Raw genomic sequence first — 18,836 nt, 5'->3', positions numbered from 1 at the left:
GTCAGTTGATCGGGGTCGTCGTGACTGCTTCCACCGTCGGGGTGAACATGTAGCCACCGGAACGCACCGTCTTGATCAGCAGCGCATCGGCAGGATCGACCTCGATCTTGCGGCGGATACGGCTGACCAGCACGTCGATGCTACGCTCGAACGAGCCCGCGTTGCGGCCCTGGGTCAGGTCGAGCAGGCTGTCGCGCGACAGCACCCGGCCGGGCCGTTCGCAGAAGGCGCGCAGCAGATCGAACTCAGCCGAGGTCATGGCGACCCGTGCACCTGCGGGATCGCGCAACTCGCGCAGCCGGAAGTCGATGATCCAGCCGGCGAAGGTGAGCGGCGTCGCGGTCGGCGTCGCGCTGGCGTTGAGCGCCGAAGCCTGGCGGCGCAGCACAGCGTTGATGCGGGCGAGCAGTTCGCGCGGATTGAACGGCTTCGGCAGGTAGTCGTCGGCGCCCATTTCGAGGCCGAGGATCCTGTCGACGTCCTCGCCGCGCGCGGTCAGCATGATGATCGGCAGTTGCGAGCGGGCACGCACCTTGCGGCACAGGCTGAGCCCGTCCTCGCCGGGCAGCATGACGTCGAGGATCAGGAGGTCGACCCGGCGGTCGGCCATGATCTTTTCCATCTCACGGCCGTCGGCGGCGGTGGTGACGTTGCAGGAATTGGTACGTAGGTACTTTGCGATCAGCGCGCGCGTCTCGCGGTCGTCCTCGACGACAAGGATGTTCGGGGGTGTGCTCATGGCAGTGTTCTGTCCCGATTTCGACGTTGCCGCTCAAAATATTTGTTTCGAAATATTTCCGAAGATGCACTGGCAACAGCATGCAACATTTCAATCCGCGGAAACAACACCTCGTTAAGTTCGTTAACCTTAACGTCGAGGCTCCCACCACGTCACGGAGCTTCCTATGACATCCATCTCCGCCGCCTCGACCAGTAGCAACTATCTTACGCCGCTTCAGAAGCTGCAACAGGAACTACAAACGGAAGTCAATTCGGGCAAGATCTCAACCACCGACCAGAGCGCCTTGTCCTCGGCGCTCACTGACATCGACTCGTCCCTGCAAGCTGACAGGTCAAGCGGCTCCGGCAGCGCCAAGTCCGCCCCTGGCGATTTGAAATCGAAGATCGACGACCTGATCTCCGGCGAAGTATCCAGCGGCAAGTTGACCAGCGATCAGGCCAACGAACTCAAGGATGTGTTCAAGGCCGCCTTCGCCGGCGCGCATGGCCGGGCGGGCGACCAACCTGCGTCGGACGGTAGCTCTTCGACCGATGCGTCCGCCGCCTCATCGACCGATAATACGACCAGTCCCGCGGACCTGCTGAAGCAGTTGCTGGACTCGCTGCAGCAATCGCTGTCTGCCTCGGCGTCCACCTCCTACAGCTCCAGCGGCACCGCGGCGAGCAATGGCAGCACTGCGGCGTCGTTCTCGGCCCTGCTGGTCGACTACAAGAGCTGATATGGGACCACCGCGCCGACACATGCATTCGGTCATTGTCCTTCCCAGAACGGGAACGGATGATGTTGTGTTTTTACGGCGATGGAAGCCTCTGCTGCTGGTGCGTATCCATCACCGCCGCTAATGGGTTGGCAAGTATCAATCGCCCTGCTGAATAATGATGCGGGTTCCATCGCAAAATTGCAGCTTCGACGGGAACAGGGGGCGACACCCCGCGTTTCTTCCTGACAATTTCAACAGGAGGAACATATGTTTTCCAAGTATATGACGGCTGGTCTTCTGGGATCGGCAATGCTGGTCAGCGCTGCTTTCGCGCAGTCCGCAACCACGACAACTGCGCCCGCCGCGACTGCGACACCCGCGGCCCCGCTGGCAGCGTCGGATGCGACCTATACCGGCAACTGGCGGGCGTCGAAAGTCGTCGGCCTCAACGTCTACAATTCCGGCAATGAGAGCCTCGGCTCGATCAACGATCTGCTGACGGACAAGCAGGGCAACATCAAGGCCGTCGTCGTCGGCGTCGGTGGCTTCCTGGGCGTGGGCGAGCATCTCGTCGCGGTGCCCTTTGACAAGATCAAGTTCGTCAATGAGCCTGTTGTCACGGCCTCTGCGGCGGGCGGCGGTGCGGCGGGTTCGAGCGGGATGACCGGTGCGCGCCCGTCGAGCACCACGACAACCGGCGCGGCACCCGCCGCGACCACCGCCAGCAAACCGAATCCGTGGTACCCGGACCACGCGGTGCTCGACGCCACCAAGGATCAACTGAAGGCGATGCCTGAGTTCAAGTATTCGAACTAATCGCTGAGCGGTTGAGGAGATCATGAAGGCGCGTCCGGGCAACCGGGCGCGCCCTTTCGTGTGTTGGCATTGACCGAAAGAAACAGACCTTACAAACCCGGTAGCGCCGTCACCGCAACACTGATGACGCCATCGGCTTCGGCAATCACCCGCAGTGTCCTTGAATCGAACGCAATGCCGGCCAGCCGCAGGCTGGTAATCTCGGCGCCGACGCGAATGCCTTCCTGGTTGGTCTGGAAGTCGGCGACCACGGCGGCGATCTTCTTTTGCGCGTTGGAGGCGAACGGCTTGAGATCGACGGTGGCGCGTTCGGCGAGTGCCTGCTGCAGATAGGGCATCGCGGCGCGCGCTGCAGAGCCGAGCAGGCCGAATGCCGCCTCGGATTCCACCGCTAGTTCCACATCGGTCAGGCGCAGCGTCTGCGCAGCCTGGTCCAGCGCGGGCTTGCCCCAGATGTGCACGGTGGCTTCGCCACCGAGGCCGAACCAGCTCTTCTTCTCCTTGGCATTGACCAGCAGCGAGATCAGCAGCCGGTCGCCGGAGGCCGCGACCGTCGCCTTCTTGACGGTAACGTCCACCGAGCCGGAGCCGTCCTCCGGGAAGGTCTTGCCGGCGAACTGTGCTTCAATGACCTTGTTGAGTTCGGTGAACGGCATGTCCACGGGCACGGCGATGTTGAGCTTGCCGGGGCCGGCCGGCACGATGCTCAGCGTCGCGGGGAACGGGCAATCCGGCTTGGTCTGGGTCGAGGTGACGCGGGTCTCGGCCTCGACGCCGAGCGTCAGCGTCACATTGCTGGCATCGACGCGCGGCTGCGCGGCGACGGCGCGGATTGGCTTTAGTTCGAGGAACAGGCCCTGCAAGGCTGCGGCGCCCTGCAGCGGGATCGAGCGGCACATCTTGGCCCATTCGCGCCGCGCATTCTGCTCGAAGGCCGGATCGTTGCGCAGCCGCTGCTGGACCGCGGCCATCTGCTCGTTGACGGCCTTGTCGATCACCGGCTTGACCTGAGCGGGGACGCTGATCCTGGCGCCCGCCATCGAGACGCTGGTGTCGCCGAGGTTGACCTGTGCGGCGAGATTGGGCTCGACGCGCCAGTTGGCGGTGAGCTGCGGCCTCGCGGTCGCCACCACATTGCCGCGGATCTCGGCATTGGCATTGATGTTCTTGATGTTGATGCTGCCGATCTGCTTGGCGACATTGCCGCCGAGCAGGCCGCCCAGCGCATTGCTGAGCTGATCCTTCACATTCGACGACAGCGCGCCGGTGACGGTGAGGTTGCCGTTCAACGGAGTCGACAGCGTCAGCGTATCGGCAGCACCGGTGGCGGCGATCGGCCCGCGCGCCGCAGTCCAGTTGATGTCGGCGTTCTGCAGCAGTTGCGGCACCGGGTTGTCGGCCTTGCCGGCAAAGCTGCGCGGCGCGCCGCGATCGGCGGCGTCGCGGATGGCGGTGAGCGGAATGGTGATCGGCGCGATGATGCTGGAGGTGCGCGGCGCCGCCGGCAGAGGCGGCAGTTGCACCAGCACGGGCGCGGGACCTGCGCTGCGCGGCGACAGGTAGTCCATCGCCTTCAAAGCCACCACGAACGAGATCGCAAGCGCCGCCGCAGCGACCAGAATCGTTTTGATCCGCATCTATCCCCCAAAGCAAGTTGGGGAGCAGTCTATAACCATGGTGCGCTGCACGCCAGTGCAGCCATGTGTCGAATGGTGATGCAGGGGGAATGTGGCGGTGCCGGCTCGCCCGGGATTGGCTATACCCGACGGCGAGGAAGATGAAGGGCATATCTGATGCCGGCATAGGACGTCAGCTCGGTTCGATCGCGTCGCGCCGGCGGTTTATCATTGAAAAGTCGGCAGCTACCCCGTCGCAATTCATCGGAATCTGACGCCGACGGCAAGTTCTCGCGATGGAGGACGTTGCCGGTAGCGAGCCCGTTCAAACGGCAATAGTCGTGCCACGAGCAGGCCGATCATGAGCCTGGTCACCGCGCTGCGTTCCGGACCGCGGCAATCCGCAGCGATGCTATGTCGCCTTGGTGACCGTAACGAACTTTCATTTGAAGGTTTCGTGCCGTCGGGATTTCGTTCGTGGCGATGAGGCATGGGCACCCAATATGATCATCCCGCATTTGCGCTTCCATCACCCAAACCGAACGCGTGTAGCCAACGTGGCCGCCAGGCTAACACTTTCGCAATGCATTAAGACTACCTTGCATCCGCGAGATTTTTGGTCGCCACGTAGTCGACGGGCCTCGCCTGAAGAGGCGCATATGCGGAACGTTCGAAACATTTCCATCAGCACGCTGCTTGGCATGATCATCGGTATCATGGGATTTCTGTTTGTTGCTGCCAATTCTGTATCGTTTATCGGCGCGATCGGAGAAAGTTCAGGCGCCCGGCGGGTTGCAACATCCGCGATCGTCAGCAAGGACCTGTTCCGCGCGCTGATCGGCTTGCGTGTCGAGCGCGGCGCGGAAATCGCGAGTCTGCTCGGCGAAGCCGCGGTCGACGAGAAGACTGTCGCGACGATTGCCGAGCCGCGGGCGAGTTTCGAGGCTGGCTACAATGATGCCCTGCGGGGACTCGCGACGCTCGCCCTGCCGGAGTTGACGCCGGCGATTGAACGCCTGAAGAGCAACCACGATATGCTGGTGGCGATGTGGCCGAAGGTCGACGCAGCGATCCGTCAGCCGAACTCGGCGCGCGACCCGGGCCTTGTCCGGGATTGGCCGAAGCTCACCCAGTCGATGCTAGACAGCATACTGGCCACCAGCGATCCGCTGGACGCATCGCTGAAGCTGGTCGATCCGATCACCGATCAATTTCTCGCGGTCAAACGCGCCGCCTGGGTGGCCCGCCTGAGCCTTGGTATGGGGGCGCTGGCGGTTCAATCGGCCGTTGCCGCCGGCAAGGAAATGAGTCCCGCTGCGGCATTTGCCTGGTATCAGGAGATGGGTCGCGCAAGCGGTGCCTGGGTTTCTGTTACCGAGGCGGCGGCTCGCAAGGATGCACCGCCAGCTTTGGTCAATGCGGTTGCCAAGGCCAGCGTCAATTTTACAGGGAGCTCGCTGGATGCGAGCAAGGCCGCGGTCAGCAGCCTTGCCGCCGGTCAGAAGCCGACGATCAGTCTTGCGGACATGCGCAGGAATGACACGGAAAACAACGGCTACGTGGTCGATGTGATCAATGTCGCGCTGGATCAGATGGTGGCGCGCGCGGACCAGCAGGCCGCGCGGGCCATGTGGACGTTGCTGACCAACGCATTTGTCCTGCTGATCGCGCTCGGGCTGTCGACCGGCGGCTTCCTGATCGTGCGGCGTCGGGTCAGTCAGCGTATCCAGGCGTTGACAGCCACCATCGACCGGCTGGCGCAGCAGGACTTTGCGGCGGAAATTCCGCCGCTGACCAACGGCGACGAAATCGGGCGCATGCAGCAGGCACTGATGGTGTTGCGGGAGAATGGCCGCGTCCATCAGACAGCAGTTGAGGCCCGCGCCGTCGAGCAGGAAGCTATCGCGCAGCGTGCCGAGACGGTCGGCCAGCAATGCCGCGCCTTCGACAGCCAGGTCGGCACCAGCCTCGTCGCCGCCGAGCAGGCCGCAGCGAAGTTGACCGACGCCGCGTCAAGCATGACCGACGCGACCCAGCGCTGCACATCCGAAGCCGGCACGGTGGCCGCCTCCGCCCACGAGGCTTCGACCAGTGCCAGCACGGTGGCCGCCGCAACCGAACAATTGTCGAGTTCGATCGCCGAGATCAGCCGGCAGATGAGTCAGTCGACGGTCATCTCCCACGACGCCATGCGCAAGGCGGAACAGGCCGACGTCACCATCGCCGGACTCGCCACGGCCAGCCAGAAGATAGGCGAGATCGTCACCTTGATCAGCAACATTGCCAGCCAGACCAACCTGCTGGCGCTCAATGCGACGATCGAGGCGGCACGTGCAGGCTCCGCCGGCGCCGGCTTTGCGGTGGTGGCATCCGAGGTGAAGAATCTGGCGACGCAAACCGCGAAGGCGACCGACGACATCACCAGGCAGATCGTCCAGATCCAGGGCATGACCGGCGACGCCGTCGCCGGCGTGCGCTCAATCTCCGCGGTGATCGGCGAGATGGGCGGCATTACCTCGGCCATCGCCGCCGCCGTCGAGCAACAGGGCGCGGCGACGAACGAGATTGCGCGCAACGTCCAGGAGTCGCAAGCGCCGCCAACCAGATTTCGTCTAGCATCGTCAATCTGGGCGCGGCCGCCGAACGCGCCAGTCTTGTGGCGGACAACGTCGGCGACGCAGCGGATAGCATGGCGGCTCAGGCAGTCGCGCTCAGGAAGGATGTCGCAGGCTTCCTCGGCCACATCCGCGCGGCGTGACCGCGACTAGCTGCGTTTGCCCATCGCATTGTCGGCGCGGCGGTCCATCGGCAGCACGATCACCCTGGTGCCGACGTTGACGCGCGAGTACAGGTCCGCGACGTCCTGGTTGGTGAGGCGAATGCAGCCTGACGATACCTGAGTGCCGATGGTCTCCGGCATGTTGGTGCCGTGGATGCGATAAATGGTGCCGCCGAGATACATGGCGCGGGCGCCGAGCGGATTGCCGGGGCCGCCGGCCATGTGACGCGGCAGATAGGGCTGGCGCGCGATCATTTCCGGCGGCGGGGTCCACGCCGGCCATTCCGCCTTGCGGCTGATGGTCTGCACGCCGGACCAGGTGAAGCCGTCGCGGCCGACGCCGATGCCGTAGCGCATGGCCTGGCCATTGCCTATCACCAGGTAAAGATAGGTGTTGGGCGTATCGATGATGATGGTGCCGGGGGCCTCGCGGGTGGCGTAGCTGACCACCTGGCGCCGGAAGCGCGCCGGCTGCTCGATCGCAGCGCTCTGGTCTTCCACGTCGGGCGCCTGCACCTGCGGTGCCGGCTGCAGCTGGATCGGTGGAGTCATGAAGAAGGGAACAGCGGCAGCGGCGCGGCGTTGGCGCTGCCGGAAAATGCGAAGGTGCCGATCGCCAGTGCGCCGAGGACAGCGGCAGCGCGGCGGGTGGTCAGGGTAAAGCCTGCGAGCTTGGTCATGATGTATCTCCGTTTGAGCGCCAGGTGAGCGCCGGTTCGGCGCTTCGTTGGGCAGATCACTACAAAGCGGAGGTTTCAGGCGGTTTGCGCGAAGGCGCAAAATGGTTTCGTCGCCGGGAGAACTGTTTCGTTCTCGTGTCGTCGCGCGGCGGTGTCACAGTCGCACCCATGCCTCCAACCCCGCGCGAAGCAAAGTTTCGCTGCGCGGAGAGAGGTTAAGGCAGTGCTTTTCTGCGAATAGCTTCCAATTGAATCCGCGTCTACTCGTTGACCGTCGCGTCCGGACGCCAGGTCAGCAGCCGGTTCTCGATCATGGTCAGGATCCACTCGGCGACCAGCGCCACCACGGCGATCACGATCATCGCGGCGAACACGCCGTTGGAGTCGAACGAGCCTTGCGCAGTGGCGATCAGCAGCCCCATGCCTTCGCGGGCGCCGAGAAACTCGCCGACGATGGCGCCGACCAGCGCGAAGCCGAACGAGACGTGCAGGCTGGCGAGGATCCATGACAGCGCCGAGGGGATCACCACCGACATGGTCATCTGCCAGTCGGAGGCACCGAGGATCCTGGCATTGGCGATCAGGTTCTTGTCGGCCTCACGGACGCCCTGGAAGGCGTTGGCGAACACCACGAAGAACACCATCACCACCGCCAGCGCGATCTTCGAGGCAGCGCCGAGGCCAAGTGCGACGATGAAGATCGAGCCAAGCACCACACGGGGAATCGAATTGGCGACCTTGATGTAGATCGAGAACACGTCGGACAACAGCTGGTTGCGGCCGAGCGCGATGCCGCAGAAAATGCCCATCACGGCGCCGATCAGGAAACCGGCGCCGGCTTCGTAGATGGTCACCCAGATCTGCTTCCACAGCGGCCCGATCGAGGTGCCGTTCTGGAACCAGTCGATCAGCTTGACGACGATGCCGGAGGGCTGGCCGAAGAAGAACGGATCGATCAGCCCGACGCGGACGCCGAGTTCCCAGCCGCCGACGATGAAGACGAGCACCGCGAGCCGCAGCGCCAGCACCAGCCGGTCGTGGCGGCGCATGCGCTCGATGGCGGTCTCGAGCTTGGGGTCGGCGGGCAGGCGGGTGGTGATGCTGGAATCGGTCATGTCAGTGTCCCGCCCTTGCGCGCAAAACTTCCTCGCGCAGGTCGTCGTTGATCTTGCGTGCGATGGCGATGAAGCGCTCGTCGTAACGCAGGGTGGCGACGTCGCGCGGGCGCGGCAGGTCGATGGTATGCACCGACTTGACCCGCGCCGGCCGCGTGGTCAGCACAGCGACCCTGTCGGCAAGCAGGATTGCCTCGTCGAGGTCGTGGGTGACGAACAGCACCGCGGATTTCGCCTGCGCCCACAGCTGCAGCAGTTCCTCCTGCATCAGTTCACGGGTCTGCACGTCGAGCGCGGAGAACGGCTCGTCCATCAAGAGCACCTGGGGATTGTTGATGAAGGTCTGTGCCAGCGCCACGCGCTTGCGCATGCCGCCGGACAATTGGTGCGGATGATGGCCTTCAAAACCCTTGAGCCCGACGCGGATGATCCAGTCGCGCGCCTCGGCTTCGGCCTTGTCCTTGGCGATGCCGCGGAACAGCGGCCCGGCCATCACATTGTGCAGCACGTCGCGCCACGGAAACACCGCGTCCTGCTGGAACACGAAGCCGACGCGGCGATCGACGCCATCCACCTTCTTGTCGAACAGCGTGACCTCGCCGGCCTGCGGTCTTGCCAGGCCTGCGATCAGACCCAGCGTGGTCGACTTGCCGCAGCCGGTGGGGCCGACGATGGCCATGAATTCGCCGGGCGCGATCGTGAGGTCGAAGTCCTCCAGCGCGGAGAGCAATTCGCCGGACGGCGTCACAAAGCGCCGGGCGACGTGTTTGAGTTCGATGGCGGAGGGGGATGTCATGATCAAACTCAGCTCGTGGATGGCTAATGCTGTGCGATGGCAGTGATGCTCCCTCCCCCTTGCGGGGGATGGGGAGCAGCGGCCGCGGCGTTCTAACCAATCAATTAATGTGTGGCGTTCGCCTTGATGACGAAATCCGTGGTGTAGGTCTTGGCGAGGTCGATGGTCTTGCCCTGCAGGTTGGGCGAGAAGCTGGTCAGCACCTTCAGGACGGACTCCGGCGCGCCTGCCGGCATCATGCCATCCGGCGAATATTGCGCGCGGCCCTCGCGCAGGCCCTGAATGTAGAGCTCCAGTTCGCCGGCATAATAGTCCTTCGGCATTTGCGCGGCGATCTCTTCCGGCGAATGGCTGTGCATCCACTTCAGCGTCTTGACCATCACATTGACCACCTTCTGCGCGGTCTCCTTGTTGGCTTCCATCCAGGCGCGGTCCATGTACAGGCAGGCCGCCGGATAGTCGCCGCCGAGCGCTGCGCGGGTGGATTCCGGAGTCCGCAGGTCGATGCCGACTTTTGCCGTGCCGTTCTTCACCGCGCGCGCCACCGTCGGTTCGGTGGTCATGCCGGAGACGATCTTGCCCTGCTGCATCGAGGCCAGGAAGGTGTCGCCGGCGCCGACCGGCACCAGCGAATAGTCCTGCGCCTTGAGCCCGGCCTTGGCGGCCAGCGCGCGGGTCAGGAAGTCGGTGGCCGAACCGAGGCCGGTGACGCCCAGCGCCTGGCCCTTCCAGTTGGCGGGGTCCTTGAGCTTGTCGGCGTCGGCAGCCTTCACCAGCACCACCTCGCCGGGGGCGACGGCGAACTGCACCACCGAGGTGATGAACTTGCCTTTGGACTGCAGGTCGATGGTGTGGTCGTAGAAGCCGACCACGCCCTGGACTTCGCGGGCCAGCAGGGCGGTGGCGGCCTGGGAGCCGGAGGTCGAGTTGAACAATTCGACGTCGAGGCCCTGTTCCTTGAAGAAGCCGAGCTGTGCGGCGAGCTTGGCGGGCAGGTAGATCTGCTTGTCGATGCCGCCGACCATGATCTTGATCGGGGTCTGCGCGGCGGCTGGCTGCGCCAGCAGCGCGGCGGCGGACAGAGCGGCGCCGATGGCCGCGGCGATAATCTTGCGCATGGACGTTTCCCTGGTGGCTTCTTCGACGCGCGGCGGCAGCTGCGGCGATCTCCGGCCCCGTCACGTGCGTCAATCTGACGGCATCAGGGCCTTGCGCCACGCGTGCTGTCAATCGGTTATTTGATCGGGCTCCGGCCGCTTTCACGCCATATCCGCGGCAATAGGAAGATGAGTCTCGGCCTGGAGCCGTCGTCAGGCATGCCCGACCGGCACGAATTGGGGGTCATCGATTGTGCGCGGGAAGCGCGCTGTGAAGGTCGTTCCGTCCTTTTCCGAGGAGGTCACCTTGATCGTTCCGCCGTGTGCGGAAACAACCTCCTTGGTAATGTACAGCCCCAGGCCGAGACTATTCGATGAAAGATGGGCATTGGGCCCCGAGGCGCCACGGACCAGAGCATCGAAGATCCCGTGCACCGCGGTTGCCGGGATCGGTATGCCGTCATTATGAACCGAGAGTGTCACTTCGTCCGGCGCGCCGGTAATCCTCACTTTAATGGGAAGGTCGCGGAAGCCATATTGCACCGCGTTGCCGAGCAGGTTTGAAAACAGCTGGCCGATGCGAGGTCTGTCCCATTCGCCTTCCGTGTCACCGGATACGTCAATCACGAAGGTGCGGTCGGGATGGGTTGCGCGCATTTCTTCGATCAGCTGTCGGGCGACAAAAGCCATGTCCATGGGCGCCCTGAAAACCTGCAGCCCGGCTCCGAGGCGCGCACGCGTCAGATCGACAAGCTGATCCAGTATCTCGGTCGCGCGATCGGCACTCACGGAAATCTGGGAGATCAGCATCATCTGCCGCTCGTTCAGCGATCCTATCCGTGCGATCAGTTCGGCCGACATCAGCATGGCGCTGATCGGATTGCGGAGATCGTGGCCGAGGATACCAAGAAACAGATTGCGGGAGCGATCCACTTTCGAAGAGTAATAACTGATGGACTCCGTCAGCTCCTGATCGATGGCTTCGTTAAAACGGGTCAAATCGTTGATGTCGTGCTGTCCGGATCCCGATAGTTGCGCGCTCCATAATTTGACGACACTGGCGCGCAGCGCGCGATACTCCGAAACCATCTGGTCCATGTTGAACCCGCCGGCCTGCCGCAACGCGGCGTGAACCTCGGCCACGCTGTTGATGGGTGGCCGCGGCTTTTTGCCGTGGGATTTCTTCACCTGCTCGGCATCGCTTTGCCAACTGTCGATATCGTCGGCGATGAACTCCAGGATGTACGTGATGTGATTGCGCAGCGACAGCGGGCTGGTTGCGTCGGAGGCCGGAGCCAGCGTTGCCGCGAACGTTTCCCATTCGGCGATGATGGGTGCCGAATTCTCGCGGATGAAGTTGGCCAGACGCATTCGATACCGTCTTTCGTAGGGAGGGAATGGACGCCGGACGGCAAACGTTCTCGCTGCTGAACTCCACGCGGGAAAATTTCTTAAGGCCAAGCTGCGGCAAGCCCACCCTAAAACGCGATGCTATTCGTCCGGCGCGCGGCAGGCTGTATCGTTTGATACATCAGCAGATCTGTCCACAAACGACGACCGGCCGGCAACCGGAATGAGAGCTGCCTCTGCACTGCTCAATAAGGGCTAGTCACAAGAGCAATAGCTGGCGGATGAGCAATCGCAATGGAACTCCCTGCTGCCGGGATCGCCCGGGCGCGGGATGAGTGGACCGCATCGACCCGACAACGTCCTAGAAGATGCCGAGCACGATTGCTCCCACAAAGGCTACCGCAAGATAGGCCGCGGCCACGCTTAGCTGACTGACAAAGGAACCCTCGGAAGTCATGCGATACTCCTTGTTCTTAACGCAGTCCAATTAACGACGGAACTGGGGAACCGTTCCTGGCGAAACAAGGGAGCGTCCCTGACCTTCGCGGACCAGGCGCGCTCGCTTCCTGGCAATCCCGTTCCTCGCTGGACTGTCTAACGACGTGGCGCTGCGGCGGCGTGGTAAATCAAACGTGAATCCTTCGCGTTGAAGAGTCCTTAAAACATTTGGATCACCTTGCGCGTATGACGCGCGGAATTCGTTTGCATCTCGTCGGCTCCGTGGTCCTTGTATCGCTTGCGGGTTGTGGTCGCGGTCTGTTCCAGACCGAGGAGCGCGAACCCTGGCGTGCCGAGGCTGAAGTCGCATGCCTGAAGTCCGGTGCCGTGAAGGAGGGAGCCGATCTCGTTCGGATCAACCCGATTTCAGGGCCGGGAGTCTGCGGCGCAGAATTTCCCCTGAAAGTGGCCGCGCTCGGCGAGAGCAACAGCAGCTTCGGTTTCGCCGATGAAACGCTGCGGCCGCCGGGCTCCGTGGGCGGTGCCGGTCAGCCGCGCTGGCCGCTCCAGCCGCAGCCGATGCCGGCGCGCCCGGCGACGGCCTATCCGAGTTCCACTCCACAGGCTGCGGCACAGCCGCCGTCATACGGTGCTGCGCCATATGGCGCAGCGGCCAATAGCGGCCCGATGTCGCTGAACCCGCCCGGCATGCCCGAGGCGGAGGACGAGGTCGAGATGCCGCCGGCGCCTGCTTCCCAGGCCGCACCGCAGCCGCGCCAGCCTTATGGGCGTTACAGCTCCGGCGTGGTTCAGAGCCCGCCGCCTGATTATGCCCAGCCGCGACTCGGGCCGGGGCCCGGCAATGTCACCGGATCGGTCGGTCCCGTCGCGCTGAAGCCAACCGCGACGCTGGCCTGTCCGATCGTTTCGGCGCTCGACAAGTGGCTGGCGGAAGCCGTGCAGCCTGCGGCGATGCGCTGGTTCGGCGCCCGCGTGGTCGAGATCAAGCAGATCTCGGCCTATTCGTGCCGCGGCATGAACGGCAGTTCGCGTGCGCATATTTCCGAGCATGCGTTCGGCAACGCACTCGACATCGCCGGCTTCACGCTGGCCGACGGCCGCAAGATTTCGGTGAAGGATGGCTGGAAGGGCGTAGCGGAAGAGCAGGGGTTCCTGCGCGACGTACAAGGCGGAGCCTGCCAGATTTTCAACACCGTGCTGGCGCCGGGATCCAACGTCTTTCACTACGATCACATCCACGTCGATCTGATGCGTCGGGCCAAACGTCCGGTGATCTGCCAGCCCGCTGCGATGTCAGGCGAACAGGTGGCGTCGCGCGTGCAAGGCCGCAGCAGCTATTCCAGCCGCGAACCCGCTTCGACGGGATCGCTCGGCCGCTGGTTCACCAAGAAGCCGGTGGCGAAGGGCCACGATGAGGAAGACTACGCCGACGAGTAGCGCGAAAGCCCTGTCAGGCGGGCTTGACCTGATAGGCGGCCAGGAACATGCGCGTCGCACTGTCGACCACAATGGCGATCTGCTCCAGCGACGGCGCCGGCTTGGCCTGGAAAATGAACGGCAGGAACAGAGACGCCTGGCAGCACATCATGAACTGCGATGCGGCCAGTTCCAGGTCCGGAATGGCGATGTCGCCGGCTGTCACGCGCGCCTCGAGATAAGTCGCCAGCCGGTTGACCGTCAGCATCACCACGTTGTTGTAGAAGCGCTGGCCGACTTCGGGCATGCGTTCGGCGATGGCCATCACCGTGCGCGTGGAGGATCCGCCGCCGGGCCGGCACAGCAGCTGGATATAGGCGGTGCCGAAGTTCTTCAGCGTGGTCTCGACGTCGCGCGTCAGATCGAAATTGAACGCCGCTCGGCCTTGCTCGATCACCTCTTCGGCGACGATCGCCTCGAACAACCCGTTCTTGTCGGCGAAGTAGACATAGAGCGTGCCCTTCGACACGCCCGCCGCCCGCGCGATCTCGCCCATGCTGGCGCCGTCGAAGCCGAGATTCATGAACACGGCGCGGGCGCCGTCGAGAATTTGCCGACGCTTGGCGCTGTCTTCGTCGCCAACAAGGGAAAGCGTCGCGGAATGGGAGGCAACCATAAATTTAGCCTGTTCGGTGAAACACCCAAAGATGAAACGGTTCGGCGATGCGTAACCGGCTATTGTGTTGCACAATGTACCTTGACCGAACCGTTCGGTCAATGTTATTGATCGCCAAGATGGATGAATGCCGGCCTGTTTGGGCATTCGCTTCAGTAATTTCAGGAGGCCTTGATGGCCGGACCGCGCGACCAAGCCGCCCGCATCCATCGTTCCGAGCCGGATACCGCCGATGGCGCGGCAGTGAGGAAGATTGCCCCCGCTGCGGATGCCTCCGACCCCGCAGTGGCGGAGACGGTCGCCCGTGGTCCCGCCGACACGCCTGGCCCCGCCAAGCCGGCATCTCCTACATCCGCTGCACCGGCCGCCGCGCCGAAATCCGGCAAGAAGAAGGTCGTCCTGCTTGGGATCGGCGCCGTGCTGGCGCTGGCTGCGGCGGCCTACGGCGTGAACTATTATCTGGTCGGCCGTTTCATGGTCTCCACCGACGATGCCTATGTCCGCGCCAACAATACGACGCTGGGCGCACGCGTCTCCGGCCATATCGCGGCGATCCTGCCCGGGGACAACGCGTCGGTGAAGGCCGGCGATGTGCTGTTCAGGATCGATGACGGCGACTATCGCATCGCCGTCGATGCCGCGCGCCACAAGATCGACACCCAGCAGGCCACCATTGCCCGCATCGGGCGCCAGGTCACCGCGATGCAGAGCGCGGTGGAGCAGGCCAGTGCACAACAGGCATCGGCGGATGCCATGTCAAAGCGCGCCGCGCTTGATTTCGATCGGCAGGACGCACTGAGCACCAAGGGATTTGCCTCGCGCGCGATCTTCGAGACCTCGCAGGCGACGCGCGACCAGACCGCGGCCGCCGTGCTATCGGCGAAGGCCGCGGTGGACGCCGCGCGCGACAACGTCGAAGTGACCAAGGCGCAGCAGAACGAGGCGCGCGCTCAGCTCGCCGAATTGCAGAGCGCACTCGACAAGGCCGAGCGCGATCTGTCCTTCACCGAGGTCAAGGCGCCGGTCGACGGCATCTTTTCGAATCGTCTCGTCAATACCGGCGACTTCATCTCGGCCGGGCAGCGGCTCGCCAATGTGGTGCCGCTCGACGCCGTCTATATCGATGCCAACTTCAAGGAGACCCAGCTGCGCCGCCTGAAGCCGGGCCAGCCGGTGCGCATCGAGCTTGATGCCGATGCCAGCCGCGACATCGAAGGCGTGGTCGACAGCCTGGCGCCGGCAGCCGGCGCCGTGTTCACGCTGCTGCCGCCCGATAACGCCACCGGCAACTTCACCAAGATCGTGCAGCGCGTGCCGGTCCGCATCAAGGTCCCCGCTGCCATCGCCAAGGAGAACCTGCTGCGCGCCGGCATGTCGGTCTACGTCCGCGTCAACACCAAGCCGGGCGCCGAGCCGGCGCATTGATCCACAGTCAGGACTGACCGATGTCCGACACCACAGCGACGCCGGGGGCTATCCCGGCAAGTGCGGCGCCGTCCGAAACGATCGCGCCGAAGCGCCTGATCGCGTTCCTGATCATGGTGTTCGGCATGTTCATGTCGATCCTCGACATCCAGATCGTCTCGGCGTCGCTGTCCGAGATCCAGGCCGGCCTCTCGGCCTCGTCGAGCGAAGTCTCCTGGGTGCAGACCGCCTATCTGATCGCCGAAGTGATCGCGATCCCGCTGTCCGGCTTTCTCTCCCGCGCGCTCGGCACCCGCATGCTGTTCGCCATTTCGGCGGCGGGCTTCACGCTGGCCAGCCTGATGTGCGGCTTCACGTCGTCGATCGAGCAGATGATCCTGTGGCGCGCCATCCAGGGTTTTCTCGGCGCCGGCATGATCCCGACCGTGTTCGCTTCGGCCTACACCGTGTTCCCGCGCTCCAAATTCCACATCGTCGCCCCGATCATCGGTCTCGTCGCGACGCTGGCGCCGACCGTGGGACCGACCGTCGGCGGCTACATCACCGACCTGATGTCATGGCACTGGCTGTTCTTCGTCAACGTGGTGCCGGGCATCGGCATCACCCTCGGCGTGCTGGCGCTGGTGGACTTCGACGAGCCGCATCTCGAACTGCTGGATCATTTCGACTGGTGGGGCCTCGGCTTCATGGGTGGCTTCCTCGGCACGCTCGAATACGTGCTGGAAGAGGGACCGCGCAACGACTGGTTCGGCGACACCTCGATCCTCATCTGCGCCATCCTGTGCGTGTTCACCGGCGTGGCGTTCTTCTGGCGCGTGCTCACCGCGCATGAGCCGATCGTCGACATCCGCGCCTTTACCAACCGCAATTTCGCGCTCGGTTCGATGTTCTCGTTCTGCGTCGGCATCGGCCTGTACGGCCTGACCTATCTCTATCCGCGCTACCTCGCCGAAGTGCGCGGCTACAGCGCGCTGATGATCGGTGAGACCATGTTCGTCTCCGGCGTCGCGATGTTCTGCAGCGCGCCGATCGTCGGACGGCTGATGCAGAAGGTCGATCTGCGCTATCTGATCGTGACCGGGCTGCTGCTGTTCGCCACCGGCACCTGGCAGATGACCTGGATTACCCGCGACTTCGACTTCTACGAGCTGCTGGTGCCGCAGATCCTGCGCGGCGTTGGCATGATGATGGCGATGGTTCCGGTCAACAATATCGCGCTGGGCACGTTGGCGCCGGAGCGGCTGAAGAACGCCTCGGGCCTGTTCAACCTGACGCGCAACCTCGGCGGCGCGCTCGGTCTCGCGCTGATCAACACCGCGCTGGACTATCGCACCGATTTCCACATCTCGCGGCTGCACGACAAGGTCACCTGGGGCAACGCCATGGCGGTGGAGACCCTCAACAAGTTCACCCAATCGTTCCAGGGCAAGGGCGACGCCGCGCTGATGGCGCTCAAGCAGCTCAACCAGATCGCCCATCGCCAGGCGGTGGTGATGAGTTTTGCCGACTCGTTCTACCTGCTGACGCTGTTCTATGTGGCGCTCAGCACCATGGTGCTGCTGGTCAAGAAGCCGAGCAATCCGGCCACAGCCGGCGGCGGGCATTAGCTTCTAGACCGGGGCGACCGGCGCCGGTAGCGTCCGGCTGCGCGCACTGATGGCGACCACGCAGATAACGGCCGCGGCGAACAGCACCACCTGCAGCGTGATCGCCTCGTCATTGAAGGCAGCAGCGAAGGCGAAGGTGACGAAGGGTTGCAGCAATTGCACCTGCGACACCCGGGCGATGCCGCCCAGCGCCATGCCGGCGTTCCAGGCGAAGAAGCCGATCCATTGCGAGAACACGGCGACGTAGAGCAGAGCCAGCCACGGTTTCAGCGGAATCGCGGCGACGTCGGCGGGCCAGGTGAACGCCGCGGCCGGCAGAGAGATCGGCAGCGCCATCACCAGCACCCAGCTGATCACTTCCCAGCCGGGCATCTGCGCTGTCAGCCGACCGGAAAATCCATAGCCGACTGCGGATGCCGCCACCGCCGCGAACAGCAGCAGGTCGCCTGCCGACAACGCGCCGCCGCCCTGGCGCAGCGCGAAGGCGACGACGATGGCGGCGCCGATGAGGGAAGCGATCCAGAACAGCGGTTTCGGGCGCTCGTGGGTAATGGCGACGGCGACGCAGGCGGTGGCCAGCGGCAGGATGCCCAGCACCACACTGCCGTGCGAGGCGTCGACGCTTTGCAAGGCGACCGCCATCAAAAATGGAAATGCCACGGCGATGCACAGCATCGCGATCGCCAGTTGCGGCCACAGCCGGCGCGCCGGCAACGGCCGGCGCAGAATCAACAGCAGCGTCAGCGCGCACAAGCCGGCAATGGCCGTGCGCAACGCGGTGAGGGCGAACGGATCGATCGCGGCGACAGCAATCCGTGTCGCCGGCAGCGTGCCGCCGAAGATGACCACGCCAACAAAGCCGAGCATGAGGCCGAGTTGTCCGCGGGACAAAGCAGGGAAGGACATGCGCGAGGACTAGCGGGTTTGGCCAGGCGCGCCAAGGCGCAAAACTGGCGAGGGGCCCGGCGTGTTGCGCCGGACCCCTCGTTTCACAGAAGAAGTATCAGCCGGCCTGTAAGCCGGGTTTTGTAGGGCACCGTCCGGTCGCCCGGACGATACGTGACGGCCATTCCTCTGGGACCGCATTTGCATGCGGCCTCAAGCAACCTACCCGGACGGCGAGCCAGACATCGCCCTGCAGTGTTATCGCCCGGGGCTTGCGCCCGGATGAGCGAACTGACTGCGTTGCCGTCCCTATTCGGTTTTGCTCCCGGTGTGGTTTGCCATGCCGTTTCCGTTGCCGGAAACGCGGTGCGCTCTTACCGCACCTTTTCACTTACCCCGCTTCGCCTTGCGGCTTCGCGGGGCGGTTCGTTCTCTGTGGCACTGTCCCTGGGGTCGCCCCCGCCGGTCGTTATCCGGCACCGTATGTCGATGGAGCCCGGACTTTCCTCCCCGCAACCTTTCGGCCATAGCGGGAGCGGCCGTCCAGCCGACTGACGGGGAAGGCATGGGGGTTGTCGGCGCCGGCGTCAAGCCGGGAACGCGGGCGCGGCCCGGCGCGAAATAAATTATCCTGAACCTGTCGTGCCGTGGCCGCTCCCTTCGACTGGAGTGCCAGC

14 protein-coding genes, 1 other RNA gene and 1 pseudogene are annotated in these 18,836 nt (G+C 64.1%); 6 read left to right on the top strand and 10 right to left on the bottom strand.

Annotated elements, in window-relative coordinates; translation table 11 throughout:
* Position 1 precedes the first annotated feature (1 nt).
* Positions 2-739, bottom strand: coding sequence for a response regulator (locus ONR75_RS27860; protein ID WP_265080096.1), 738 nt, complete (start codon positions 737-739; stop codon positions 2-4).
* A 166-nt stretch (positions 740-905) separates the two neighbouring features.
* On the opposite strand from ONR75_RS27860, the gene ONR75_RS27855 reads away from it, so the two are divergent.
* Both ONR75_RS27855 and ONR75_RS27850 read left to right on the top strand, forming a co-directional pair.
* Positions 906-1,460 (top strand): hypothetical protein, encoded by a 555-nt coding sequence (locus tag ONR75_RS27855; protein WP_265080095.1) that lies wholly within the window; start codon positions 906-908, stop codon positions 1,458-1,460.
* A gap of 249 nt (positions 1,461-1,709) precedes the next feature.
* Positions 1,710-2,258, top strand: coding sequence for a PRC-barrel domain-containing protein (locus ONR75_RS27850; RefSeq protein ID WP_265080094.1), 549 nt, complete (start codon positions 1,710-1,712; stop codon positions 2,256-2,258).
* Positions 2,259-2,347: 89 nt separating this feature from the next.
* Here the strand turns inward: ONR75_RS27850 and ONR75_RS27845 are convergent, their stop codons facing one another.
* On the bottom strand, positions 2,348-3,895 hold the full coding sequence (locus tag ONR75_RS27845; RefSeq protein ID WP_265080093.1) for a DUF4403 family protein: 1,548 nt from the start codon (positions 3,893-3,895) through the stop codon (positions 2,348-2,350).
* Positions 3,896-4,533: 638 nt separating this feature from the next.
* On the opposite strand from ONR75_RS27845, the gene ONR75_RS27840 reads away from it, so the two are divergent.
* Complete coding sequence (locus ONR75_RS27840; RefSeq protein ID WP_265080092.1) at positions 4,534-6,642, top strand: methyl-accepting chemotaxis protein; 2,109 nt, start codon at positions 4,534-4,536, stop codon at positions 6,640-6,642.
* Here the strand turns inward: ONR75_RS27840 and ONR75_RS27835 are convergent.
* From ONR75_RS27835 to ONR75_RS27815, 5 genes and pseudogenes are all read right to left on the bottom strand, one after another.
* A pseudogene (locus ONR75_RS27835) lies at positions 6,639-7,333 on the bottom strand (L,D-transpeptidase). The gene ONR75_RS27840 and the pseudogene ONR75_RS27835 sit on opposite strands and share 4 nt — an antisense overlap.
* 260 nt (positions 7,334-7,593) lie before the next feature.
* The gene (locus tag ONR75_RS27830; protein ID WP_413776543.1) at positions 7,594-8,382 is read right to left on the bottom strand and encodes an ABC transporter permease; all 789 of its coding nucleotides are present in this window, start codon (positions 8,380-8,382) and stop codon (positions 7,594-7,596) included.
* Between the two features lie 67 nt (positions 8,383-8,449).
* Complete coding sequence (locus ONR75_RS27825; protein ID WP_265080090.1) at positions 8,450-9,244, bottom strand: ABC transporter ATP-binding protein; 795 nt, start codon at positions 9,242-9,244, stop codon at positions 8,450-8,452.
* A 104-nt stretch (positions 9,245-9,348) separates the two neighbouring features.
* Positions 9,349-10,362, bottom strand: coding sequence for an ABC transporter substrate-binding protein (locus tag ONR75_RS27820; RefSeq protein WP_265080089.1), 1,014 nt, complete (start codon positions 10,360-10,362; stop codon positions 9,349-9,351).
* Positions 10,363-10,554: 192 nt separating this feature from the next.
* The gene (locus ONR75_RS27815) at positions 10,555-11,712 is read right to left on the bottom strand and encodes a sensor histidine kinase (RefSeq protein ID WP_265080088.1); all 1,158 of its coding nucleotides are present in this window, start codon (positions 11,710-11,712) and stop codon (positions 10,555-10,557) included.
* Between the two features lie 663 nt (positions 11,713-12,375).
* Between ONR75_RS27815 and ONR75_RS27810 the strand changes: the two genes are divergently transcribed.
* Positions 12,376-13,587, top strand: coding sequence for an extensin family protein (locus tag ONR75_RS27810; protein WP_265080087.1), 1,212 nt, complete (start codon positions 12,376-12,378; stop codon positions 13,585-13,587).
* A gap of 13 nt (positions 13,588-13,600) precedes the next feature.
* Here ONR75_RS27810 and ONR75_RS27805 read toward each other — a convergent pair whose 3' ends face one another.
* Positions 13,601-14,242, bottom strand: coding sequence for a TetR/AcrR family transcriptional regulator (locus ONR75_RS27805; protein ID WP_265080086.1), 642 nt, complete (start codon positions 14,240-14,242; stop codon positions 13,601-13,603).
* Between the two features lie 174 nt (positions 14,243-14,416).
* On the opposite strand from ONR75_RS27805, the gene ONR75_RS27800 reads away from it, so the two are divergent.
* On the top strand, positions 14,417-15,667 hold the full coding sequence (locus ONR75_RS27800) for an HlyD family secretion protein (RefSeq protein ID WP_265080085.1): 1,251 nt from the start codon (positions 14,417-14,419) through the stop codon (positions 15,665-15,667).
* Between the two features lie 20 nt (positions 15,668-15,687).
* Positions 15,688-17,274 (top strand): DHA2 family efflux MFS transporter permease subunit, encoded by a 1,587-nt coding sequence (locus tag ONR75_RS27795; protein ID WP_265080084.1) that lies wholly within the window; start codon positions 15,688-15,690, stop codon positions 17,272-17,274.
* Positions 17,275-17,277: 3 nt separating this feature from the next.
* Here the strand turns inward: ONR75_RS27795 and ONR75_RS27790 are convergent, their stop codons facing one another.
* Complete coding sequence (locus tag ONR75_RS27790; protein WP_265080083.1) at positions 17,278-18,141, bottom strand: DMT family transporter; 864 nt, start codon at positions 18,139-18,141, stop codon at positions 17,278-17,280.
* A 132-nt stretch (positions 18,142-18,273) separates the two neighbouring features.
* Positions 18,274-18,714: RNase P RNA component class A (rnpB, locus tag ONR75_RS27785), an RNA gene on the bottom strand.
* Positions 18,715-18,836 lie beyond the last annotated feature (122 nt).

This window comes from Rhodopseudomonas sp. P2A-2r (assembly GCF_026015985.1).
GTDB lineage: Bacteria > Pseudomonadota > Alphaproteobacteria > Rhizobiales > Xanthobacteraceae > Tardiphaga.
This window is presented reverse-complemented; position numbering and strand designations above follow the sequence as displayed.